This window comes from Azospira restricta, from assembly GCF_016858125.1.
GTDB lineage: Bacteria > Pseudomonadota > Gammaproteobacteria > Burkholderiales > Rhodocyclaceae > Proximibacter > Proximibacter restrictus.
In genome coordinates, this window is the sequence record NZ_CP064781.1 from 700,231 (window position 1) to 721,733 (window position 21,503).

At 71.7% G+C, this 21,503-nt stretch carries 20 protein-coding genes; 5 read left to right on the forward strand and 15 right to left on the reverse strand.

Annotation, left to right across the window (positions count from 1 at the left end; translation table 11 throughout):
• Positions 1–3: 3 nt before the first annotated feature.
• On the reverse strand, positions 4–351 hold the full coding sequence (locus IWH25_RS03305; protein ID WP_203387935.1) for a hypothetical protein: 348 nt from the start codon (positions 349–351) through the stop codon (positions 4–6).
• Between the two features lie 139 nt (positions 352–490).
• On the opposite strand from IWH25_RS03305, the gene hemE reads away from it, so the two are divergent.
• Both hemE and IWH25_RS03315 read left to right on the forward strand, forming a co-directional pair.
• On the forward strand, positions 491–1,558 hold the full coding sequence (hemE, locus tag IWH25_RS03310) for a uroporphyrinogen decarboxylase (protein WP_203387936.1): 1,068 nt from the start codon (positions 491–493) through the stop codon (positions 1,556–1,558).
• 401 nt (positions 1,559–1,959) lie between these two features.
• Positions 1,960–3,957 carry a primosomal protein N' gene (locus IWH25_RS03315; RefSeq protein WP_203387937.1) on the forward strand — a complete coding sequence of 666 codons (1,998 nt, stop codon included), beginning with the start codon at positions 1,960–1,962 and terminating at the stop codon, positions 3,955–3,957.
• A 25-nt stretch (positions 3,958–3,982) separates the two neighbouring features.
• Here the strand turns inward: IWH25_RS03315 and IWH25_RS03320 are convergent, their stop codons facing one another.
• The 4 genes from IWH25_RS03320 to IWH25_RS03335 all read right to left on the reverse strand — a co-directional run bounded on the left by IWH25_RS03320 (position 3,983) and on the right by IWH25_RS03335 (position 8,621).
• A complete protein-coding gene (locus IWH25_RS03320; RefSeq protein WP_203387938.1) occupies positions 3,983–5,674 on the reverse strand; it encodes a PAS-domain containing protein in 1,692 nt (563 codons plus the stop codon).
• Between the two features lie 846 nt (positions 5,675–6,520).
• A complete protein-coding gene (locus IWH25_RS03325) occupies positions 6,521–7,675 on the reverse strand; it encodes a DUF2145 domain-containing protein (protein WP_203387939.1) in 1,155 nt (384 codons plus the stop codon).
• A 2-nt stretch (positions 7,676–7,677) separates the two neighbouring features.
• Complete coding sequence (locus tag IWH25_RS03330; RefSeq protein WP_238998987.1) at positions 7,678–8,145, reverse strand: hypothetical protein; 468 nt, start codon at positions 8,143–8,145, stop codon at positions 7,678–7,680.
• A gap of 20 nt (positions 8,146–8,165) precedes the next feature.
• On the reverse strand, positions 8,166–8,621 hold the full coding sequence (locus IWH25_RS03335; protein WP_203387940.1) for a YiaA/YiaB family inner membrane protein: 456 nt from the start codon (positions 8,619–8,621) through the stop codon (positions 8,166–8,168).
• A 139-nt stretch (positions 8,622–8,760) separates the two neighbouring features.
• On the opposite strand from IWH25_RS03335, the gene IWH25_RS03340 reads away from it, so the two are divergent.
• Positions 8,761–9,507, forward strand: a complete 747-nt coding sequence (locus IWH25_RS03340; RefSeq protein ID WP_203387941.1) for a helix-turn-helix domain-containing protein — start codon at positions 8,761–8,763, stop codon at positions 9,505–9,507.
• A 20-nt stretch (positions 9,508–9,527) separates the two neighbouring features.
• On the opposite strand, the gene IWH25_RS03345 is transcribed toward IWH25_RS03340, so the two are convergent.
• From IWH25_RS03345 to IWH25_RS03375, 7 genes are all read right to left on the reverse strand, one after another.
• Positions 9,528–10,673 (reverse strand): GGDEF domain-containing protein, encoded by a 1,146-nt coding sequence (locus IWH25_RS03345; RefSeq protein WP_203387942.1) that lies wholly within the window; start codon positions 10,671–10,673, stop codon positions 9,528–9,530.
• Between the two features lie 222 nt (positions 10,674–10,895).
• A complete protein-coding gene (locus tag IWH25_RS03350; protein ID WP_203387943.1) occupies positions 10,896–12,095 on the reverse strand; it encodes an MFS transporter in 1,200 nt (399 codons plus the stop codon).
• Positions 12,095–12,784 (reverse strand): MOSC domain-containing protein, encoded by a 690-nt coding sequence (locus IWH25_RS03355; RefSeq protein ID WP_203387944.1) that lies wholly within the window; start codon positions 12,782–12,784, stop codon positions 12,095–12,097. The genes IWH25_RS03350 and IWH25_RS03355 overlap by 1 nt, the downstream gene beginning before the upstream one ends.
• On the reverse strand, positions 12,781–13,683 hold the full coding sequence (locus IWH25_RS03360; RefSeq protein WP_203387945.1) for an ROK family protein: 903 nt from the start codon (positions 13,681–13,683) through the stop codon (positions 12,781–12,783). The genes IWH25_RS03355 and IWH25_RS03360 overlap by 4 nt, the downstream gene beginning before the upstream one ends.
• Positions 13,684–13,690: 7 nt before the next feature.
• Positions 13,691–14,344 (reverse strand): carbonate dehydratase, encoded by a 654-nt coding sequence (gene can / locus IWH25_RS03365; protein ID WP_238998988.1) that lies wholly within the window; start codon positions 14,342–14,344, stop codon positions 13,691–13,693.
• A 147-nt stretch (positions 14,345–14,491) separates the two neighbouring features.
• Positions 14,492–15,097 (reverse strand): hypothetical protein, encoded by a 606-nt coding sequence (locus IWH25_RS03370; protein ID WP_203387947.1) that lies wholly within the window; start codon positions 15,095–15,097, stop codon positions 14,492–14,494.
• A gap of 66 nt (positions 15,098–15,163) precedes the next feature.
• A complete protein-coding gene (locus IWH25_RS03375) occupies positions 15,164–16,636 on the reverse strand; it encodes a hypothetical protein (RefSeq protein ID WP_203387948.1) in 1,473 nt (490 codons plus the stop codon).
• Positions 16,637–16,751: 115 nt separating this feature from the next.
• Here IWH25_RS03375 and IWH25_RS03380 point away from each other — a divergent pair, with 115 nt between their 5' ends.
• Positions 16,752–17,078 carry a DUF1840 domain-containing protein gene (locus IWH25_RS03380; RefSeq protein WP_203387949.1) on the forward strand — a complete coding sequence of 109 codons (327 nt, stop codon included), beginning with the start codon at positions 16,752–16,754 and terminating at the stop codon, positions 17,076–17,078.
• Positions 17,079–17,099: 21 nt separating this feature from the next.
• Here the strand turns inward: IWH25_RS03380 and IWH25_RS03385 are convergent, their stop codons facing one another.
• Complete coding sequence (locus IWH25_RS03385) at positions 17,100–19,310, reverse strand: PAS domain S-box protein (RefSeq protein ID WP_203387950.1); 2,211 nt, start codon at positions 19,308–19,310, stop codon at positions 17,100–17,102.
• A gap of 31 nt (positions 19,311–19,341) precedes the next feature.
• Positions 19,342–19,704 (reverse strand): cupin domain-containing protein, encoded by a 363-nt coding sequence (locus IWH25_RS03390; protein ID WP_203387951.1) that lies wholly within the window; start codon positions 19,702–19,704, stop codon positions 19,342–19,344.
• Between the two features lie 15 nt (positions 19,705–19,719).
• On the opposite strand from IWH25_RS03390, the gene IWH25_RS03395 reads away from it, so the two are divergent.
• On the forward strand, positions 19,720–20,409 hold the full coding sequence (locus tag IWH25_RS03395) for an N-acetylmuramoyl-L-alanine amidase family protein (protein ID WP_203387952.1): 690 nt from the start codon (positions 19,720–19,722) through the stop codon (positions 20,407–20,409).
• Here the strand turns inward: IWH25_RS03395 and murB are convergent.
• Positions 20,394–21,434: a UDP-N-acetylmuramate dehydrogenase gene (murB, locus tag IWH25_RS03400; protein WP_203387953.1), complete on the reverse strand. Its 1,041-nt coding sequence runs from the start codon at positions 21,432–21,434 to the stop codon at positions 20,394–20,396. The genes IWH25_RS03395 and murB overlap by 16 nt on opposite strands.
• Positions 21,435–21,503: the final 69 nt, after the last annotated feature.

Sequence of the window (21,503 nt, forward strand, 5' to 3'; positions counted from 1 at the left end):
GGCTCAGCGCTGGTCGGAGAAGGCCTTCTTCGCCAGCGCCGCCTCGTCGACGCCGGCCCAGCCGGTGCCGCTGGCGGCCGTCGACAGCCCGTAGCTGCCGTGCGCGGTGGCCAGGCGGAAGATCTCCATCGCCACGTCGGGCGGGAAGCCGGCGCGGTTCGGGCGGTCGGAGACCATCAGGCTGTCCAGGTAGCGGTCCGCGTCGCGCGTGCCCCACAGCTCGGCGAGCCGCGCCAGCACGTGCGGGAAGCGCTGCTCGATCTGCACGGGGTAGCTGGCGGCGTGCTCGCCCATCTTCGCCAGCAACCTGGCCTTGATTGCCGGGACATCGATTTCGGTGGGCTCGCCCATCATTCGCCTCCGTGGTGCTGTACTCGACATGACGGCGCTAGACTAGCACCAGCGGCCGCCTGCGGTCGACCGGCGCGTGGCGGCAGCCGGCGAAAAGGCGGATAATCCGGGCTTTCCGCAATCTTCCGGCGCCGCCATCATGACCCGACCCCGCAACGACAATTTCCTCCGTGCCCTGCTGAAGGAGCCGACCGACCACACGCCGGTCTGGCTGATGCGCCAGGCCGGCCGCTACCTGCCGGAATACTGCGAGACGCGCAAGCGCGCCGGCAGCTTCCTCAACCTGTGCAAGAGCCCGGCGATGGCCTGCGAAGTGACGCTGCAGCCGCTCGCCCGCTACGAGCTCGACGCCGCGATCCTGTTCTCCGACATCCTGACCGTCCCCGACGCGATGGGGCTGGGCCTCTACTTCGCCGAGGGCGAGGGCCCGAAGTTCGAGCGCCCGCTCAACGAGGAATGGGCGATCCGCGACCTGACCGCGCCGGACCCCTTCGACCACCTGCGCTACGTGATGGACGGCGTGTCCGAGATCCGCCGCGCGCTCGACAACTCGGTGCCGCTGATCGGCTTCTCCGGCAGCCCGTGGACGCTGGCCTGCTACATGGTCGAGGGCGGCTCCTCCGACGACTACCGCAAGGTCAAGACGATGATGTACGACCGTCCGGACCTGATGCACCACATCCTGTCGGTGACCGCGGATGCCGTCACCGCCTACCTCAACGCGCAGATCGATTCCGGCGCGCAGGCGGTGATGATCTTCGACTCCTGGGGCGGCGCGCTGTCGGCGGCGGCCTACCAGGAATTCTCGCTGGCCTACATGAGGAAGATCGTCGCCGGCCTGAAGAAGGAGAAGGACGGCGAGAAGATCCCGAACATCGTGTTCACCAAGGGCGGCGGCCTGTGGCTGGAGTCGATCGCCGACAGCGGCTGCAACGCGGTCGGCCTCGACTGGACGATCGACCTCGGCGAAGCGCGCCGCCGCGTCGGCGACAAGGTCGCGCTGCAGGGCAACCTCGACCCCAACGTGCTGTTCGCGTCGCCCGAGAAGATCGCCGCCGAGGCGAAGAAGGTGCTCGACAGCTACGGCCCCGGCAACACCGGCCACGTCTTCAACCTCGGCCACGGCATCTCGCAGTTCACGCCGCCTGACCATGTGACGACGCTGGTCGACACCGTCCACGCCTACAGCCGCGAACTGCGCAAATAAGCTCAGGCCGGCCCCAAAAAAGCGGGGCCGGCAGTGCAAATACCGGTTGACTTATGCACAGAACGTCCCGCGGCCTTGGTGCGGCGGAAAAAACCCTAGAAAAATCAGCGGCATTTTGCAAGATGTTGATTATTAACCGATATTAACCCGCCTTATTTTACGGCAAAGTGACAAAACTCCTTGTGGGGAGGGGGCTTAGGGCGTTTTCCCGCAAGCAATCCACAAAGTTATCCACAGAAATTGTGAATAACGAAAAAATGCCCGTCGGAGCAAGGGCTTGCGGGTGATTTCAAGAAGCTGCACGAACAAAGCAATCTAACTGGAAGCCGCGCCGTTGCTGCGTTGCAGCGAAATGCCGTGGTGAATGTCATAACCTGAGCCTCTGCCGGACCGTGCCGCCCGTGATCATCGTCCGCGTCGCCCTCGACCTGCCGCTGCACCGCTGCTTCGACTACCTCGCGCCGGCGGCGACCGCGGCCGACGTCGGCCGCCGCGTGCGCGTTCCCTTCGGCCGCCGCTCGACGATCGGCGTCATCGTCGAGCTGCCGGCGGCGAGCGAGTTTCCGCCGGAGCAGCTGAAGCCGGTCGAGGCCATCCTGCCCGAGCCGGTCCTGCCCGCCGACTGGTTCCGGCTCTGCGAATTCTGCGCCGCCTATTACCAGGCGCCGCTCGGCGAGGTGATGCTGTCCACGCTGCCGGCCGGGCTGAAGCGACTCGACCCGCCGCAGGCGCGCCCGCCGAAGCCGGCGAAGGCGCCGCCGCCGCCCTCTCCGGCCCCGGCACTGACTGCCGAACAGGCGGCGGCGCTGGCCGCGGTGCGCGCCGCCGGCCCCGGCTTCCATCCCTTCCTGCTCTTCGGCGTCACCGGCAGCGGCAAGACCGAGGTCTACCTGCGGCTGATCGCCGACGCGCTGGAAAAAGGCGGCCAGGCGCTGGTGCTGGTGCCCGAGATCAACCTGACGCCGCAACTCGAGGCCCGCGTCGCCGCGCGCTTCCCCGGCGCCGGGCTGGTCAGCCTGCACAGCGAGCTGACCGAGGCGGCGCGGCTGAGGAACTGGCAGGCAGCCCACAGCGGGCGTGCGCGCATCGTCCTCGGCACGCGGCTGGCGGTATTCGCGCCGCTGTCGGAGCTGGCGCTGATCATCGTCGACGAGGAGCACGACCCGTCGTTCAAGCAGCAGGACGGCATGCGCTATTCGGCGCGCGATGTCGCCGTCTTCCGCGCCCGCGATGGCAAGGTGCCGATCGTCCTCGGCTCGGCGACGCCGTCGCTGGAGAGCTGGGCGAATGCCACCGCGCCCGAGATGCGCGGCCGCTACGCGCTGCTGACGCTGAAGGAGCGCGCCGTCGAGCAAGCCCGCCTGCCGGCGGTGCAGCGCATCGACCTGCGGAAGGAGAAGGCCGAGGAAGGCCTCTCCGGCATCCTCCTCGAAGCCATCGAGAAGCGCCTCGCGCGCGGCGAGCAGAGCCTGGTCTTCCTCAACCGCCGCGGCTACGCGCCGGTGCTGGCGTGCACCGCCTGCGGCTGGATTTCGGCGTGCCGCCGCTGCGCCGCCAACCTCGTGCTGCACCTCAAGGACCGCCGGCTGCGCTGCCACCATTGCGGCTACGAGACGCGCATCCCGAAGGCCTGCCCGACCTGCGGCAACCAGGACATCCACCCGTTCGGCCGCGGCACGCAGCGGCTCGAGGAATTCCTCGTCGAACGCTTCCCGGACGCGCGCATCCTGCGCGCCGACCGCGACGCGGCGAAGAGCCGCAAGCAGTGGGAGGCACTGGTCGAGAAGATCCACGCCGGCGAGGCCGACATCCTGGTCGGCACGCAGATGCTGGCCAAGGGCCACGACTTCCCGAAGCTGACGCTGGTCGGCGTCGTCGGCGCCGACGCCGCGCTGTTCGCCGCCGACTGCCGCGCACCGGAGCGGCTGTTCGCGCAGCTGATGCAGGTCGCCGGTCGCGCCGGCCGCGCCGAACTGCCGGGCGAGGTGTTGATCCAGACGCAGTACCCGGACCATCCGCTCTACGCCGCCGTCGTGAACCACGACTACCCGGCCTTCGCCGCGACGCAGCTGGCCGAGCGCAAGGTCGCCGGCTTTCCGCCCTACGGCTTCCAGGCGATGCTGCGCGCCGAGGCGCCGCAGATGGCCGACGCCATCGCCTTCCTCGCCAGCGCGCGCGCCTGGCCGGGCGCCGAGGCGCACCCGGCGGTAACGTTGTATGACCCGGTGCCGATGCGCCTGGCCAAGCTCGCCAACCTGGAGCGCGGCCAGTTGCTCGCCGAATCGCCGTCGCGGCCGGCGCTGCAGGCCTTCCTCGGCGAGTGGCGGCAGGCGGTGGAAACGATCAAGGCGCCGTCACGGTTGCGTTGGCACCTGGAAGTCGATCCGCTCGAATTCTGAAGTTCCGGGCCGAGGCCCCGCCGCGTCAGTCGGTCGCGCCGCCGGCCAGCCGCCAGCGGCCGCGGCCGGCCGCCTTGGCTGCGTACATCGCCTCGTCGGCGGCCTTCAGCAGCGCCTCGCGGTTGTCGCCGTGGGCCGGGTGCAGCGCGATGCCGATCGAGGTGCCGATCTGCGTCGTCAGCGATTCGAGCACGAACGGCTGCGCCAGGCGGGCGATGATGTCATCGGCGATGCGCACCGGCGCCGCCGCGCTGTCGATGTCGCGCAACAGCAGCACGAACTCGTCGCCGCCGAGCCGGGCGACGGTGTCGGTTTCGCGCACCGCCTCCTGCAGCCGCCGCGCGACCTGGATCAGCAGCGCATCGCCGGTATCGTGGCCGAGCGAGTCGTTGACGTTCTTGAAGCCGTCGAGGTCGAGGAACAGCAGCGCGAAGGCCTCGCCCTTCTCGCGCGCCCGCCGCAGCGCCGCCTCAATCTGGTCGTTGAGGCTGAGGCGGTTGGGCAGCCGGGTCAGCGCATCCTGCAGCGCCAGCGTGCGGATCTGCTCCTCGGCGCGCTTGCGTTCGGTGATGTCGATGTAGATGGTGACAAAGCCGCCGCCGGGGATCGGCGCGCCGATGATCTCCAGCGCAACCCCGTTCGGCCGCACGCGCTCGATCTTGTGCGGCTGGAAACTGCGCGCCCGCGCCATGACCGCCGCCACCTGCGCCTGCGGGTCGCCGGGGCCGTACTCGCCGCGGTCCGCGTTGAAGCGGATGAAGTCCTCGAAGTAGGCGTCGTCGCGGTCGACCAGCGTCGCCGGCAGGTCGAGCAGCGTCTTGAACAGCGGGTTGCTGGCGACCAGCCTGAGGTTGCCGTCGAACAGCGAGATCGCGCCGGGGAAGTTGTCGATGATCGCCTTCAGCATCTGGTTCTGGTGCACGATCTGCTCGGCGTTGCGCTTCTGCTCGGTGATGTCGGTGTAGGTGGTGACGAAGCCGGAGATCCTGCCGCCGAAGCGGAACGGATAGCCGTCGACGAGCAGCGTGCGCCCGTCGCGCGCGGCGCGCTCGAAGCGGTGCGGCTCGAACCTGCGCGCCAGCGCCGTGCGCTGCGCGACCAGTTCCTCCGGGTCGCCCGGCCCGTACTCGCCGCGCCGCGCCGGGTAGCGGATCAGCTCCTCGAAGCGCACGTACTTGTACACCGCACCCTGCGGCAGGCCGAGGATGTCGTAGATGTGGTCGTTCCAGAAGAGCAGGCGCAAGTCCTCGTCGAACACCGTGACGCCGACCGGCAGGCCGCCGATCACCGCGTGCAGCTGGCTGAGCACCTCCTCGCGCTCGCTCTCGACCTGCTTCTCGTGGGTGATGTCGTGGAAGGTGCCGGCGAAGCGGAAGGCGTCGCCGCGCGCGACCGGAACGCCCTTGACCACGATCGCCGCCCGCCGCCCGTGGAAGCTCGCCAGCTGCAGTTCCAGGTGCAGCGACAGCTGTCCCTTCACCGCCAGCTCGAGCGCGCCGAGGAAGCGCCGGCGCTCGGCGTCGTCCATCACCTCGCGCAGGTTCGGCGCAACGTCGCGCGCGCAGCCGATCAGCGACGACAGCAGTTCCAGCGAATGCGGCGGCAGCGTGAACGAATGCGTCGCCGGGTCGTACTCCCAGTAGCCGATACGGCCCAGCCGCTGGATCAGTTCAAGCTGCTCCAGCTCGGGCGACTTGTGCGCGGCGATCGAATCCATGGTGCCTCCCCGACAGGATGCGGGACTCGCCGGTCCCGTTGCCGCTGCAGGCTACTCCCGCGGCATGCCGGGTGCAATCGTGCACCGCGGCATGGCATGCGCCTTGCAGGAAGCCGTTCCCGAACCCACTGGAGAGCGATCATGAAAATCGAGGAATCCGGCGTCCGCCTCGACGCCCGGCACACGCTGGCGCAGCAGCACCGCATCGAGGCCGAAACCCGCTTCAGCTTCCGCGGCGTGCTGCAGGAAGTCAGTGCCGCCGCCCCGCCCGCGGCGGCGCCGGCGGCCGATGACGGCCGCCGCGTGCGGCTGATGCTGCAGCAGCTGATCGCGTCGATGATGGAGCTGCTGACGGGCGAAAAATGCCGCTGCCGGGTGGACGAGATTGCCGCCTTGCCGGAACGGTCTGCCGCCTCCCCCGCCTCCCCCGCCTCCCCCGCCGGAGCAGTCGCGCTCGACCCGCCGGCGCGTACGCGCACACTGGAGTGGAGCCGCCGCGTCGTCGAGCACATCGCCGAGAAGGAGCGCACCGAGTTCAGCGCCGGCGGCAAGGTGCGCACCGCCGATGGCCGCGAGATCGACTTCGACCTCTCGCTGTCGATGTGCCGCGAGTTCGAATGCACGCGCGAATACGAGGAGCGCGGCCGCGTCGAGTTCCGCGACCCGCTGGTGATCAACTACGACGGCAAGGCCGCCGACCTCACCGACCTGCGCTTCGACTTCGACCTCGATGCCGACGGCAGCGCCGAGTCGCTGCCGGTGCTCGCCAACGGCAGCGGCTACCTGGCGCTCGACGCCAACGGCAACGGCCGCATCGACGACGGCCGCGAACTGTTCGGTGCGCTCTCAGGCAACGGCTTCGATGATCTGCGGCAGTTCGACGGCGACGGCAACGGCTGGCTCGACGACGCCGATCCGGCCTTCGCCGCGCTCGGCGTCTGGTTCCCGGACGGCGCGCTGAAGCCGCTCAAGGAGACCGGCGTCGGCGCGCTGCACCTGGACAGCGCGTGGACCCCGTTCGCGCTGAAGGACACCGACAACAACGCCCGCGGCCAGGTCTGGCGCAGCGGCGTCTATCTCCACGAGGACGGCCGCGCCGGCACGCTGCAGCAAATCGACCTCAACGTGGCGGAGTCCGCGCCCGAAGCCGTCGCCGGGACCGCCGCCTGAAGGCCGCGGGCGCAGCACGCGCGGCGCGCCGCCGATCCCGGCGCGCGGCGCCCAGGCGAACACCGAATCGGCGGTGACGGTGTCGATGCGACCGGCCATGCGCCGGTCGAAGGGGTGGTCGTCGAAGGCGATATGCGCGCTGCCGATGCGCGCGCCGAGCCGCTTCACCGCCGACAGCCGGATGGTGTCCGGGCGGTAGTCGTGGCGGCGCAGCCAGGCGCGCGCCGCGGCGCGGCTGCGCACCGCCGGGTCGGCGAGCAGCGCCAGCGTCTCGATCGCCCACTGGTTGCTCTGCTGGTACGGGCCGGACCACGGGTAGGCGAGCATGTTGTAGCGCGGCTCGTGCAGCTGCGCGAGCAGCCGGTTGTCCTGCAGCTGCGCGGCGACGCGCGCGGCGAGCGGCGGTGCCAGCGCGACGACGCCGGCCTCATGCGCGAACAGGCCGTCGGCGAAGAACTCGGCGAGCCCCTGCCGGTACAGCGCGCTGCGGTCGCTGCCGCACTGGTTCAGCTTGTGCACCACGCGCCAGGCACCGCGGCCGGCGAGCGCCGCGCGGTCGCGGTAGGCGATGCCGAGGTGCGACCAGCGCAGCCCGTACTCGCGCAGGTCCTGCCCGGCGCGGGCGAGCAGCACGACCTCGGCGCCCTCGTTCGCCGCCAGCGCGTCGAGTTCGGCGGCGACGCTCGCCGCGAGTGCCAGGTCGCGCGCCATCGATTCGACCGTCGGCCGCCTCGCCTCGCAGGTCTGCCCGGCCTGCGCACTGCCGCTGCCGAGGACGGCGGCAAGCAGCACGGCGCCAATAAGCGTCTGCCACCCGTTATGCGCGCGCATGGTCAGCGGATCCGTTCGTTGTAGAGCAGCGACTCGCCGAGCGCGTTCGGCACCAGGCAGAGCACCTCGCCGGCGGCCGACAGCAGCCAGCCGGCGGCGACCGCGGTCACCGACAGCGCGGTGCCGACGCCGACCGCCGACGCGGCGGCGAGCTCGCCCGAGAATTCCAGGCTGGCGGTGGCGCCGTCGGAGGCGCGGCGGACGACCCAGACGGTGCCGGCGGCCGAGGCCTCGACGGCGACCACGCTGAGCATCGCGCCGGCGGCGAGGAACATCGCCGGCGCCGCGACCAGCACCGCCACCGGCAGCGACAGCGACAGGCTGGAGGCGGCGCTGGCTTCCGGGGCGCCGGGGTGGCCCCCGTGGTTGGCGGCGGCCGGTCGCGGCGCGCCCAGCGCGAGCGGCAGCAGCAACGCCGTGCAGCAGGCCGCGAGCAGGCGGCGGCGGGAAGGATGCGGATGCGTTCTCATCGTCGTTCTCCAGTACTGGTTCATTGCTCGGTGGCCGGTGCGTCGCCGTGTTCCAGCCGCTCGGCCTCGAAGGCGTCGCGCAGCGTCTTGGCCAGCGTGAAGGCCGTCGAGATCAGGTACAGCCAGCTGACCAGCAGGTAGGCCTTCCAGGTCGGGTTGATCTCCATCCGCCACAGCCCCCAGCCGGTCAGCGCCATCGCCAGCGCGAAGCCGCCCCACACCACCAGCGACCACAGCGGCGTGTCGGCGGGGCGCTCGGCGTTGTCGCGGACGAACTTGGCCAGCGCGAAGGCGGTGGACAGGCAGAACACGTAGCCCATCACCATGAACGCGCGGTCGAGGTCGGCGCCCGGCAGCCAGGCCAGTCCGCTGCCGCAGACGAGCAGCGCGAGGGCGAAGGAGACCCAGACCTGCAGGCGCCAGGCGCGGGTGTCGCGGAGGACGGTACGGACGGGGGAATGGGCGGGGGTTTCCATGGGGCAGCTCCTTGTACGGGTGTCGGATGACGAGTCCATCATCGGCAAGGGGTCGCTCCGGTACAAGGAAAAGCGCCGGCGTGCCTGATCGACGGACCTGTAGTATCGTTGTCGGATACTTTCCCCGGAGGCGCCCACTGTGAGCACCACTGCCGACCTCGTCGCCCTGCTCAAGGGCGAGCTCAAGGCCGCCGGCCTCACCTACGCCGCGCTCGCCGCGCGGCTGGGGATGGCCGAGTCGAGCGTCAAGCGCATGTTCTCGAAGAGCGGCGACATGCCGCTGTCGCGCATCGACGAGATCTGCCGCGCGCTCACCCTCGACTTCGCCGACCTCGCCCGCCGCGTCGCCGACACGCAGCCGCTGCTGCTCGAGCTGACGCTGGCGCAGGAGAAGGCGGTGGTCGCCGACCGCCAGCTGCTGGTCGTCGCCATCTGCGCGCTGAGCCAGCTGCCGGCCGAGGAAATCTGCACCACCTACCGCCTGTCCGACGCCGAGCTGGTGCGCTGCCTGACCCAGCTCGACCGTCTCGGCATCATCGACCTGCGCCCCGGCAACCGCTACCGGCTGAAGGTGGCGAAGGGCTTCCGCTGGCGGCCGCAGGGGCCGGTGATGGAGTTCTTCCGCAGGGAGGTGCTCGACGACTACTTCGCCGGCGGCTTCGACGGCGAGTCGGAGATGCTGATGGTGGTGCACGGCGAGATCGGCCGCGGGCTGGCCAACTCCTTCCGCGAGCGGCTGGCGCGCATCGGCCAGGATTTCTCCAACCAGCACCTCGCCGACCAGAAGCTGCCGCCCGAGCAGCGCCGGCCCTACACCATCGTCATCGGCATGCGCTCGTGGCTGATGGCGGCGCTGGCCGAGATGCAGCGGCGCGACGGCGGATAGCGCGTGTCGGCGGGGATCGCCTAGGCCTCGACGCGGTTGCGTCCGCCCTGCTTGGCGCGGTAGAGCGCCGCGTCGGCGACCGCCAGCAGCGCTTCCAGGTCGGCCGGGCCGTCGTCGCCGGCGACGGCGACGCCGAGGCTGACGGTGTAGGGCGGCAGCGCCTTGTCGCGGCGCTTCTCGATCTCCTGGCGGATGCGCTCGGCGACGCGGCAGCCGTCCTGCAGGCCGGTCTCCGGCAGCAGGATGACGAACTCCTCGCCGCCGAAGCGGGCGAGGATGTCGGGCAGCCGCAGCATGCCGCCGGCGCGCCGGGCGAAGTCCTTGATCACCAGGTCGCCGACGTGGTGGCCGTGCGTGTCGTTCACCTTCTTGAAGAAGTCGATGTCGGAGACGATCGCCGCCAGCGGCCGCCGCGAGCGCGCCGCGCGCGCCCACTCGATCTCGGCGCGGGCGAAGAAGGCGCGGCGGTTGAAGGCGCCGGTCATCGGGTCGCGCGTGGCCAGGTATTCGAGCTCCTCGCGCAGGCGCTCGTTGGCGATCAGGATGAAGCCGATGGAGAGGCCGAGGATGCCGAGCGAGAAGGCGCCGAGGTACACCTGCTGGATCGGGTCGCGGTCGAAGGCCTCGTCGGCGCCGGCGAAGTCGGTGCTGAGCGTGGCGATGCGCAGCACGGCGACGGCGACGCCGAGCACGAACATCGCCGACAGCAGCCGGCTGCCGAAGCCGGCCGGTTTCGCCTGCTGCGCCAGCCAGGCGCCGAGCGCGAAGAAGGCGATGTGCGCGAGCGCCATGATGAAGATGCGGCCCGGGTAGCTGGGGCTGCCCCAGGTCAGCCAGGCGACCAGCAGCACGAGGCCGGCGACCGCGTCCACCGCCGGCCGCCATTGCGGCGTGCGCCCGCTGTAGCGCAACAGGCCGATCACCAGCAGCAGCTCGCCGGACAGCAGCAGCGCCGCGGCGAGGACGATGGCGAAGGCGTCGGGGATCAGCCCGCGCAGCGAGGCGAGGCCGGAGGCACAGCCCATCAGCACGACCGCCTTCGCCCAGTCGCGCAGGCCGCCGATGTCGGCCGGGAAGCTCTTCGCCTGCACCCACAGCACGAGCGCGCAGAGCAGGCCGAGCAGGTTGGCGACGATCAGGAAGGTGCGCGGGTTGATCAGTTCCATCGCGCGCTCAGCGGGCGTTGTCGAGGTCGGTCATGCCGGAGGTCCGGGGCGGGGCTGCGCTATTAGAGCAGATTTCGCCGAGGCGGCGAGCGCCGTTCGGCGGGCGCGAACGGCGCGCCGTTCCGCCGGCAGGAATTCGCCCACCGCCGGTCTGCGGCGCCCGCGCACGACGGATACCTTTCGGCCCGACCCGCGCGTATGAGGCGGGCCTGTCTCCCGTGCTCAGCGCCGCCGCCCGGCGAGCACGAAGGCCGCGTAGGCGGCGATCTGCAGTGCCAGCAGCGTGGCGAACACCGCGCGCAGCGCGTCGGCCGGGCTCCGCCCGTACGCGACGAGCAGGTCGATCAACAGCCCCATCCCCCACTGCGCGCCGAAGGCGCCGGCGAAGACCAGCAGGTTGTAGGCGGTAGTCGCACGACCGGCCAGCGCCAGCGGGAAGCCGGCCGCGGTCTGCGCGTAGCCGAGCGTGCCGAAGCCGGCGCAGGCACCGTAGGCGATCCACAGCGCGCGTGTCCATGGCAGCGCCTCGCCGGCGATCAGCGCCAGCATCACGATCGACAGGCCGACGCCGCCGGCCAGCAGCCGGATCGGCGGGATGCCGCGATGCGCCAGCCGCGTCGCCAGCAGGCCGATGCCGACGTAGGTGAACAGCATCGCGAAGCTCATCGCTGCCAGGTGGTCGGCGGCCTCGGCGCGGGTGTAGCCGTTCACCTGCATCAGCCAGGCGATCGACCACAGGCCCTGCACCGCCATGAAACCGCCGGTCAGCGTCAGCCCGAGCGGTGCGAAGCGCCAGAAGTGGCGGCTGGCGAAGATCTGCCGCACGCCGCGCCACTGCGCGGCGAGGCCGATGCCGGTGGGCGTCGCGGCCGGCGGGTCGGCGACGCCGAGGAACAGCCAGACGGCCGCCGCCAGCGTCGCCGCGGCCAGCAGCCAGAAGATCTCGCGCCAACCGGCGAGTGCCAGCAGCGCTTCCAGCGGCGCCGTCGCGGCGAGCGCACCGAGGCCGCCGGCGGTCATCATCCAGCCGGTCAGCGAGGCCTGCCGGTCCGCCGGGTAGCACTGCGAGAAGGCCTTGAAGGCGGCCATCAGGCAGGCCGAGACGCCGAGTCCGATCGCTGCCCGTGCCGTTGCCAGCCCGGGCAGGCCGCCGGCCAGCGCGAAGGCGGCGGCGCCGGCAGCGGCGAAGAGCAGCAGCGCCGACTCGACGCGGCGCGCGCCGAAACGGTCGAGCAGCATGCCGAGCGGCAGCTGCGCGAGGCAGAAGGCGAGCAGGTAGGTGCTGGTCAACAGGCCGAGGTCGCCGGCCGACAGCGCGAGCTCGCGCGCCAGTTCGGGGCCGATCACCGCGTTCGCGGTGCGGTAGAAATAGGACAGGAAGTAGGCCGCCGCGAACGGCAGCAGCAGGCGGGAGAGCGGCATCAGCCTTGGCGTGCCGGCGCCGCCGGCGTGCCCGGGTTCGCCGCCAGCCAGTCGAGGCGGTCGCGGATCTTCTGCGTCCACGCCGACGTCAGCCCGGGGGCGGCGGCCAGCGCGGCGAGCGCGGCGGCGTCCGGGCGGTGATGGTGCCAGGCGGTCCACAGCGCGGCGAGCGTCACCGCGCCGGCCGGCCGCTCGAGGTGTTCGCAGGCGTCGCCGGTGGCAGCGACGCCCTCCTCGAGCACGCGGTAGTACCAGCCGGTCAGCCCCGAGTCGACGATATGCGCGGTGATGCCGGCGACGCCGTAGCGGGCATCGATCTTCCAGCATGGCCGCCGCGGCTGGCAGACCTGCAGCACGGCGCTGCCGATGCGGAAGACGTCGCCGATGCAGACGCTCGTCTCGTCGAGGCCGACGGTCGAGATGTTCTCGCCGATGCTGCCGACGACCAGCGCCTCCGCCACCTGCGGGAAGCGCGCGGCGAGCCTGGCGTAGTTCTCGCCGGCGTAGTGGTGCACCGCCTTCTCCGGGCCGCCATGCACGCGGCGGTCGGCCTGCACGTCGCCGGCCAGCCCCGCCTTCGTGATGCGCAGCGGGCCGGCCGCCGGCTGCTTCCAGATCGCGCTGAACTGCCCCTCGTCGCCGATGTAGCGCGGGGTACCGGTGTAGAGGGTCACGGTCGGGGCGCTCATCGGGCGTCCTCGGGCCACAGCCAGGCGGCGCCGCGCACGCCGGACGTATCGCCGTGCACGGGCTTCGCCAGGCGGGTGGCGATGTGGTCGGAGAAGACGTGCGGCGCCCACAGGCGCGGCACGCTGGCGTACAGCCGGTCGAGCTTGGAGATGCCGCCGCCGAGAACGATCACGTCCGGATCGACGATGTTGATCACCGTTGCCAGCGCTTTCGCGAGTCGCGTCTCGTAGCGCGCGAGCGTCGCCGCGCACGTGGCATCGCCAGCCTCGGCGCGCGCCGCGATCGCTTCCGGGGTCAGCGTCTCGCCGGCGATCGCGGCGTGGTCGCGCGCCAGGCCGGGGCCGGACAGCCAGGTCTCGACGCAGCCGGCGCGGCCGCAATAGCACGGCGGTGCCGGGATCTCGTCGGCGTCCGGCGCCGGCAGCGGGTTGTGTCCCCATTCGCCGGCGATCGCGTTGGCGCCGGCGAGCACCCGACCATGGACGACGAGGCCGCCGCCGACGCCGGTGCCGAGGATGACGCCGAAGACGACGGCGGCGCCCTGCCCGGCGCCGTCGACGGCTTCCGACAGCGCGAAGCAGTTGGCGTCGTTGGCCAGCCGCACTTCGCGCTGCAGCAGCGCCTGCAGGTCGCGCTGCAGCGGCTGGCCGATCAGGCAGGTGGAGTTGGCGTTCTTGATGCGGCCGGTCAGCGCCGAGGCGGCGCCGGGGGTGCCGATGCCGACCGAGCCGCGCCGGCCGAGCTCGTTTTCCAGCGCCTCGACCAGCGCGGCGACAGCGCCGACGGTAGCGCGATAGTCGCCGGCCGGGGTGGCGATGCGTCGGCGCGCGAGCTCCCGGAGGCCGTCGAAGGCGGCCGCCTCGATCTTCGTGCCGCCGAGATCGACGCCGATGCGCATCGCGGGGTCAGGCGACGGTTTCGAGCGCGGCGAGCGCTTTCTCGTACGTTGCCTGCACGTTCGCCGGCGATTCGATGGAGATGCCGAGGTCGCGCACGAGGCCGTCGGTCAGCCCGAAGATCCAGCCGTGGATCGTCAGCGCCTGGCCGCGGTTCCAGGCTTCCTGGACCACCGTCGTCTGGCACACGTTCAGCACCTGTTCGATGACGTTAAGTTCGCAAAGGCGGTCGATCAGCGCCTTTTCGTCGCCGATGCCGGCCAGTTTCGCGGCGTGCTTCTGCTTCACGTCCTGGATATGGCGCAGCCAGTTGTCGACCAGGCCGAGGCGCAGGTTCTGGTGCGCCGCCTTGACGCCGCCGCAGCCGTAGTGGCCGACGACCAGCACGTGCTTGACGCGCAGCGCGTCGACACCGTACTGCAGCACCGACAGGCAGTTGAGGTCGCTGTGCACGACCTGGTTGGCGACGTTGCGATGGACGAAGACCTCGCCCGGCAGCAGGCCGGCGATCTGGTTCGCCGGCACGCGCGAGTCGGAGCAGCCGATCCACAGGTACTCGGGCGCCTGCAGGCGCGACAGGCGCTGGAAGAAATCGGGGTCGTCCTGGCGGATCGACTCGGACCAGGCGCGGTTTTTCTCGAAGAGGTGCTGGAGGTCGGACATGGGGCTTCCGGGGATGTTGCGACGCGGCAATTCTACCGCAGTCGCGGCGGCCGTTCCGCCAGCCCCCGGAAACATCCCGGTAAAGCGCCGCCGGCCGGGCGCTCAGACGCCGCGGAGGACTTCCTCGTGCTGTGCCACACCCGTCGCTCAGATGCGGGCGGCAATGCCGCGCACATGGCCGAGTGCGCTGGTCGAGGTCTTGATCACCGCGCCGCCGGCTTCCATCAGCAGCGAGAACAGGTTGCGCTCGGAATAGAGGCAGACCGGCCCGGCCAGCCCGTAGCGCTCGGCCAGCGCCGGCGTCACCGGCGCGAAGCGGTCGCTGACCAGCTTGCTGCCGTCGGCGTAGTGGTCGCCGAGCTCGGAATGGATGCCGTAGAGCGAGATGAACAGCTTGCCGCCGATCTTCAGCCGCTGCAGCAGGCCGCGCAGGCGGCGCTTGGCTTCGTCGTAGCGCATGCCGCACAGCGTGCGCTGGCTGAGGATCAGGTCGAAGGGTTCGTGCGGCAGCGGGCCGTCGCCGACGGTGGCGAACGGCAGGCAGTCGATGTCGGCACGGCCGGCCGCCGGCTGGTCGGAGAGCAGCAGCACGCGCGCGCCGGCATCGGCCATGCGCTGCGCCTGCACCTCGGCGCCGACGCCGGCCAGCATCGCGCTCACCGCCTCGCCGCTGCGCCGGCGCTTGCCGATCTCGGTCAGCACCCACTGCTCCAGCTCGCAGGTGGCCCTGGGTACCTCCCTGGTCTCGGACATGGTCCCCTCCTCCGTTTGCCGAGGCCTATTCTTCCCCACTCCGCGATTTATGACAACAGGCAGGGCTCAGGGGGGCGTCCGGACGTGTACCACCGCCGTCCCGTCGGCGTAGAGGCGGCGCCAGCCGGGCAGCCGGTCGAGCTGGCCGACCGCCGGCAGGCCCGGCTGCAGCAGCGTCCAGCCGATCCTGTGCTGCTCCAGCAGCTGCGGCAGCAGGTCGGGCGGGTCCAGCGTCACCGCGCGGTAGAAGCGGGCGACGAAGGCGTCGCCGTAGAAGTCGGCGCGCGCATCGATGTACGGCGGGACGCCGGCGTAGATCAGGTAGCCGCCGAACTCGTAGGCGTTGAACACCGGTCCCGCCGGTGCTGCGGCGCGCGCCGCCTGCAGCGCCGCGGCCGGCGTCGCCGCGGCGGCCGGGCGCAGCGTCTCCGCCCGCGCGGCGAGCAGCGTCGCGACGAGCATCGTGGCGAACGCGAGGGCGCCGGCGAGGCGGCTGGCCGGCGCCGTCCGTGCCGTGAACCAGCGGTCGAGGCCGCCGGCCTGTCCGCGCTCGGCCGTCGCCAGCTGCGCGGCGAAGGGCTGGGCGACGATCACCGGCGCCAGCAGGCCGAGCAGTTCGCCGTGGCGCACGTGCTGCAGCGCCAGATGCAGCAGGCCGAGGAGCAGCGCGATGCGCAGCGGCGGCAGGCGCAGGCCGCGGGCGAGGACCAGCGCGGCGCCGGCGAGCAGCCAGAGCTCGAGCGGCTGCAGCCGCTGGAAGTCGGGCGAGCGCCATTCGCCGAGGCGGGCGAGGCTGAACGAGAGGCGCTGGAAATCGGCGGCGAAGCGCCAGCCGTCGAGGCCGTGCGGCGTCAGCAGCGTGACCGCGAAGGCGGCGACGACGAACAGCAGCCAGTTCCTCGCCGTCGCGCGTCGCCGCGCCGCCGGCGCGGCGAGCACGGCCTCGCCGGCGAAGGCGGCGGCCAGCGGCAGCGCCAGCGGGAAGCTGCCGTGCAGGTTGGCCCACAGCAGCAGCGCGGCGAGCGCCGGCAGTCCGGGCGTGCCGCCGGCCTCGCGTGCGCGGACCAGCGCGATCGTCCACCAGACGAGCAGCGGCGTCGCCAGCGCATGCGGCCGCGCCAGCAGGTGCGGCAGCATCAGGCTCGCCGCCAGCGCGACGCCGGCCAGCGCGTGGATCGGCGCCAGGTGGCGCAGCAGGTAGCGTGTCAGCAGCGCCAGTGTCGCCGCCGCGGCGGCAGCGGTGAGTGCGCTCACGCCGGCCCAGCCGGCGGCGGCATGGGCAGCGGCGAAGAGCACTTCGGCCAGCCATTCGTGCGCGGTCCAGGGCGCGCCGGGCAACGTGTGCGAGAAGGGGTCGGTCGCCGGCACCGCGCCGTGCGCGACGATCCAGCGGCCGGTGGCGATGTGCCAGTAGGTGTCGCCGTCGTTGAGCAGCGCCGGCTGCGCCAGCAGCAGCAGGAAGGCCGCCGTGCCGACCAGCAGCGGCCAGGAGAGGCCGCCGGGGGCGACGGCCGGCGGCGGAGAATGATCGCGGTCCATGAAATCCGGATAATCCTCCTGCCAGTGCCGCAGTCAAGCCCGGTGCCGCTGCTTGCGGCCGCCGAAAAAGGCGGACAATGGCAATCGGCGGCCGGGGCCGCAGGGAGAAGAGCAAATGCTTGTCAGGTTCGATTCGAATGTTGCCGGCGAGATGCTGATGTTCGCCGACGTGGCGCGGCGCCTGCTGCAGGCGGCCGGCAAGGAGTGTACGGCGCGCGGCGTGATCCTCGCCGAGCAGGTGCCGGAGATCGTCGCCCGCCTGCGCCAGGCGGTCGCCGCCGACCGCGGCAGCGCTCCGGCGGACGAGGGCGACGACGACGAGGCGCCGCAACGCGTCAGCCTCGGCCAGCGCGCGCAGCCGTTCATCGAGCTGCTCGAGCTGACCGCGCGCAAGAAGGACGGCTTCGTCCTCTGGGAAGCGCCGCGCGATTTCGACAAGTAGGCCGGCGGCGGCCGGCGCCGCTCACTGCCCTTCCGCCGGCTCGGCGAGGCGCGGCGCCACCCGCGGCAGCACCAGGTCGAAATGCGCGCCCTCGCCGGCGGCGCTCTTCAGCGCGATGTTGCCGCCGAGGACGGCGGTGGTCAGGTTGTAGACGATGTACAGGCCGAGGCCGCTGCCGCCCTTGCCGAGCTTGGTGGTGAAGAAGGGATCGAAGGCATGCTGCGCGGTCTCCTCGCCCATGCCGGCACCGTTGTCGCTGTAGCCGAGGCGGACCGCGTCGTCGTCGGCTTCGGCGGTGAGCCGGATGCGGCCGTCGGCGACGTGCTCGAAGCCGTGCAGCAGCGAATTCATGATCAGGTTGCCGAGAATCTGCTCGAGCGGTCCCGGGTAGCTGTCGAGGACGATTCCCGACGGTACCTCGACGCTGATCTGGTGTGTCGTCCGCCGCAGCGTTGGCTGCAGCGTAGCCAGCAGCTCGTCGATCACCTCGCGCAGGTCGAAGCGGCGACGGCGCGTGCTGGTCTGGTCCACCGCCACTTCCTTGAAGTTGCCGATCAGGTCGGCCGCGCGCTGCGCGTTGCGCTCGACGATGCGCGCCGCTTCCAGGCAGCCGTTGGTGTACTCGGTGATCGTCGACCGCCGCAGGCCCTCGCCCGAGGACACCGCGGCGACGAAGTCCTCGGTGCGGTCGCGCAGCGTCGTGGCGACGGTGAGCACGTTGCCGAGCGGCGTGTTCAGCTCGTGCGCGACGCCGGCGACCAGGCTGCCGAGCGACGCCAGCTTCTCGGTCTGCACCAGCTGCCGCATCGCCAGCCGCAGCTCCTCGTTGGCCCGCGCCAGGTCCTGCGTGCGCTGCAGCACGCGCGCCTCGAGCCGCTCGTTCAGCTCGCGCGCCTGTTCCTCGGCGCGCTTGCGCTCGGTGATGTCGAGCAGGGTCTCGATCGCGCCGACCACCTTGCCGCTCGAGTCGCGCAGCGGCGACGCGGTGAAGAACAGCCAGCGGCCGCCGTCGCCGAGGTGCGGGAAGAAGTCCTCGGCCTCGTAGGCTTCCGGGTTGACCGGCGAGCGGCGGTAGCGGTTCTCGTAGTAGCGCGCGACGTCGGGTTCGCGGCCGCCTTCGAGCACGATGTCGGCCATCACCGGCCGCTCGCTCGGATAGAACGGGCTCCACTGCCGGTGGCTGCCGAGGATCTGCGCCGCGGGCACGCCGAAGGTCCGCTCGCAGGCGGGGTTCCAGACGACGACGCGGTGCTCGGCGTCGATCACGAAGATCGGCAGCGGGCTGTTCTCGAGGATCTGCGCCAGTTCGGCGCGGCTCTCGCGCAGCGCGCGGTCGGCGGCCTCGCGCTCGGTGACGTCGAGCACGGTGCCGACGAGGCCGGCGACCTGCCCCTGGTGGTCGCGGAAGACGGCCTTGGTGAAGATCACGTCGCGCAGGCCGTTGGTCTTGGTCATCACCTGCGCCGAGTACACCTGCGTGTCGTCGGGGTGCGCGTAGAGGTCGTCGTCGGCCGCCTGGTAGCGCGCGGCCAGCTCGCGCGGCGCGATATCCCAGGCGGTCTTGCCGACGAAATGCTCGCGGCTGGCGCCGAAGAAGCTGAGGAAGGCGTCGTTGAGGCCGAGATAGCGGCCGTCGCGGTCCTTGTAGAAGACCGGCAGCGGCAGCGCCTCGAGCAGCGATTCGCGGAAGTGGCGCTGGCTGAGCAGCTCCAATTCCGCCTTGACCTGATCGCCGAGGTCGCGGGCGACCACCATGCGCGCCTGGTGGCCGGCGTAGCGCATCGGCTGCGAGAAGATCTCGACCGGGAAGCACTCGCCGTCCTTGCGCAGGTGCAGCCAGCGCCGCTTGAACTGGCCCTCGCCGCTGCTCGCCAGGCGGGCGATGGTCTGCCGCACCGCTTCGCGCTCGATCTCCGCATGCAGCGTCAACACCGGCTGGCCGACCAGCTCGGTGGCGGCGGCGTAGCCGTAGTGGCCGAGCAGCGTCTGGTTGACCGCGAGCAGTTCGAGCGAGTCGACGTCGTAGACGTACATCGGGTTCGGATTGCTGTCGAACAGCATCCGGTAGTTCGCCGCGTTCGCCGCCAGGTCGTCGGCGAGCCGGCGGCGGCGGCCGATCTCGATCAGCAGCGCGGCGAGCACCAGCGCCAGCGCGAGGCCGCCGACCACGACCGCCATCCAGCCGTCCAGCGGGTTCGACAACGCAAGAGTGGTCTGACCGGGGTCGCTCATGGCCCGATTCTTTGCCCGGGGCCGGGGGCTGTCAAGCCGGCGGGTCGATCATCACGTAGCGCTTCCTGACCGCTGCCAGCACCTCGAAGGTGCCGCGGAAGCCGGCCGGGATCACACCGGCGTCGCCGGCGCCGAACTCGCGCGCGCGGCCGTCCTCGTCGACGATGCGCAGGCGGCCTTCGAGGACGTGGAAGAACTCGTGGCGGCGGTCGTGGAAGGCGATCCGCCAGGCCCCGGGTTCGCAGGCCCACTCGCCGATCGACAGGCCGTCGGCCGCGGCGTAGGCCTCCCAGGTGGTGCGCAGCGGCGACGGGCCGAGCGCGCGCTCGGGCGCCGGCCGGTCGGTGGCGGGCGGCGGCAGCGGGTCGGCGAAATGGACGAGACGGGGCGGCATGGTTAAATTCCGGCGATGAAGCGAAGAACGTTCATTGTAGCCGCGGTGCTGGCGCTGTCCGCGGCCCATGCCGCCGAAGTCGCGCTCGACGTCGGCCACGGCCTCGCCGACCCGGGCGCGATCAGCGCCCGCGGCCGGGGCGAGTTCGAATTCAACCGCGACTTCGCGCAGGCGCTCGCGCCGGCGCTGGAAGCGCGCGGCATCACGGTGCGCGCGGTCAACTTCGACGGCGCGATCGGCAGCCTCGCCGCACGGCCGCAGGCGGCGGCGGGCGCCGACTTCTTCCTGTCGCTGCATCACGATTCGGTGCGCGAGGAGCTGCTGCAGGAATGGGAATGGAACGGCGAGACGCTGAGCTACAGCGACGCGCACGCCGGCTTCTCGCTCTACGTGTCGCGCGACAACCCGGCGCCGGAGATGAGCGGCCGCTGCGCGTCGGCGATCGGCGCGATGCTGCGCCGCGCCGGCTTCGTGCCGACCCGCCACCACTTCCCGAAACGCCCGTGGGCCGACGAGAGCAACGCCGTGCATGTCTACGACAACCTGGTCGTCCTCTACCGCACGACGCTGCCGGCGGTGCTGTTCGAGGCCGGCGTCATCAAGCACCGCGACGAGGAGCTGCTGCTCGCCGACCCGGCGCGCCGGGAGCGCATGGCCGATGCGGTTGCCACCGGCGTCGCCGCCTGTCTCTACGCCGGGAAGTAGATCGGCTCGGGTTCGAGGGCGACGCCGAAGCGCGCGCGGACGTCGGCCTGCACCGCCGCCGCCAGCGCGCGCACGTCGGCGCCGGTGGCGCCGCCGCGGTTGACCAGGATCAGCGCCTGCTTTTCGTACATGCCGACCGGGCCGAGGTTGCGGCCCTTCCAGCCGGCCTGCTCGATCAGCCAGCCGGCGGCGAGCTTGACCCGCCCGTCGGCCTGCGCGTAGGTCGGCAGCGCCGGGTGCGCCGCCTTCAGGGCCGCGGCCTGCTCGGCGGCGACCACCGGGTTCTGGAAGAAGCTGCCGGCGTTGGGGATCGTCGCCGGGTCGGGCAGCTTGCGCCGGCGGATGGCGACCACCGCGGCGGCGACCTCGGCCGCGGTCGGCCGTGCGATGCCGCAACGGTCGAGTTCGGCGGCGACCTCGGCGTAGCCGGTCAGCGGCGCCCACGCCCGAGGCAGGCGGAAGGTCACGGCGAGGATCAGGAAGCGGCCGCACAGGTGCCAGCCCTGCTGCTTGAAGACGCTGTCGCGGTAGCCGAAGCGGCAGGCGGCGGCGTCGAAGCGGCGCGTCTCGCCGGTCTCCAGGTCGAGCGCGTCGAGGTGGGCGAAGCGCTCGCACACCTCCAGCCCGTAGGCGCCGATGTTCTGGATCGGCGCCGCGCCGACGGTGCCCGGGATCAGCGACAGGTTCTCCAGCCCCGGGTGGCCGGCGGCGAGCGTCCACTGCACGAAGTCGTGCCAGTTCTCGCCGGCGCCGGCGCTGACGTAGACGGCTTCGGCGTCCTCGCCGGCGAGCGCGCGGCCGGGCAGCGCCGCCTGCAGCACCAGCCCGGCGAAGTCGCCGCACAGCACCAGGTTGCTGCCGCCGCCGAGCACGAAGCGCGGCACGCCGCGCCAGCGCGGGTCGGCGGCCAGCGCCCGCGCCTCGTCGGCCGAGCGGATTGTCGCCAGCCGGGCGGCGCGCGCCGGCAGCGCCAGCGTGTTGCGCGGGCGCAGATCGGCACCGGATTCGATCGGGACGTTCGTCATCGGGCTGGGCGGAATCCTGCGGAAGGCGGGTGGCATCGGATGGCGGCGGGGGCGATCGCCATTGTAACC

Coding starts and splice junctions, on each gene's coding strand:
- IWH25_RS03335 (WP_203387940.1), bottom strand. CDS start 8,621: ATGGAAACCCCCGCCCATTCCCCCGTCCGTACCGTCCTCCGCGACACC.
- hemE (WP_203387936.1), top strand. CDS start 491: ATGACCCGACCCCGCAACGACAATTTCCTCCGTGCCCTGCTGAAGGAG.
- IWH25_RS03360 (WP_203387945.1), bottom strand. CDS start 13,683: ATGCGCATCGGCGTCGATCTCGGCGGCACGAAGATCGAGGCGGCCGCC.
- IWH25_RS03325 (WP_203387939.1), bottom strand. CDS start 7,675: ATGCGCGCGCATAACGGGTGGCAGACGCTTATTGGCGCCGTGCTGCTT.
- IWH25_RS03375 (WP_203387948.1), bottom strand. CDS start 16,636: ATGGACCGCGATCATTCTCCGCCGCCGGCCGTCGCCCCCGGCGGCCTC.
- IWH25_RS03320 (WP_203387938.1), bottom strand. CDS start 5,674: ATGGATTCGATCGCCGCGCACAAGTCGCCCGAGCTGGAGCAGCTTGAA.
- murB (WP_203387953.1), bottom strand. CDS start 21,434: ATGACGAACGTCCCGATCGAATCCGGTGCCGATCTGCGCCCGCGCAAC.
- IWH25_RS03390 (WP_203387951.1), bottom strand. CDS start 19,704: ATGCCGCCCCGTCTCGTCCATTTCGCCGACCCGCTGCCGCCGCCCGCC.
- IWH25_RS03395 (WP_203387952.1), top strand. CDS start 19,720: ATGAAGCGAAGAACGTTCATTGTAGCCGCGGTGCTGGCGCTGTCCGCG.
- IWH25_RS03385 (WP_203387950.1), bottom strand. CDS start 19,310: ATGAGCGACCCCGGTCAGACCACTCTTGCGTTGTCGAACCCGCTGGAC.
- IWH25_RS03380 (WP_203387949.1), top strand. CDS start 16,752: ATGCTTGTCAGGTTCGATTCGAATGTTGCCGGCGAGATGCTGATGTTC.
- IWH25_RS03350 (WP_203387943.1), bottom strand. CDS start 12,095: ATGCCGCTCTCCCGCCTGCTGCTGCCGTTCGCGGCGGCCTACTTCCTG.
- IWH25_RS03355 (WP_203387944.1), bottom strand. CDS start 12,784: ATGAGCGCCCCGACCGTGACCCTCTACACCGGTACCCCGCGCTACATC.
- IWH25_RS03305 (WP_203387935.1), bottom strand. CDS start 351: ATGGGCGAGCCCACCGAAATCGATGTCCCGGCAATCAAGGCCAGGTTG.
- can (WP_238998988.1), bottom strand. CDS start 14,344: ATGTCCGACCTCCAGCACCTCTTCGAGAAAAACCGCGCCTGGTCCGAG.
- IWH25_RS03345 (WP_203387942.1), bottom strand. CDS start 10,673: ATGGAACTGATCAACCCGCGCACCTTCCTGATCGTCGCCAACCTGCTC.
- IWH25_RS03370 (WP_203387947.1), bottom strand. CDS start 15,097: ATGTCCGAGACCAGGGAGGTACCCAGGGCCACCTGCGAGCTGGAGCAG.
- IWH25_RS03330 (WP_238998987.1), bottom strand. CDS start 8,145: ATGAGAACGCATCCGCATCCTTCCCGCCGCCGCCTGCTCGCGGCCTGC.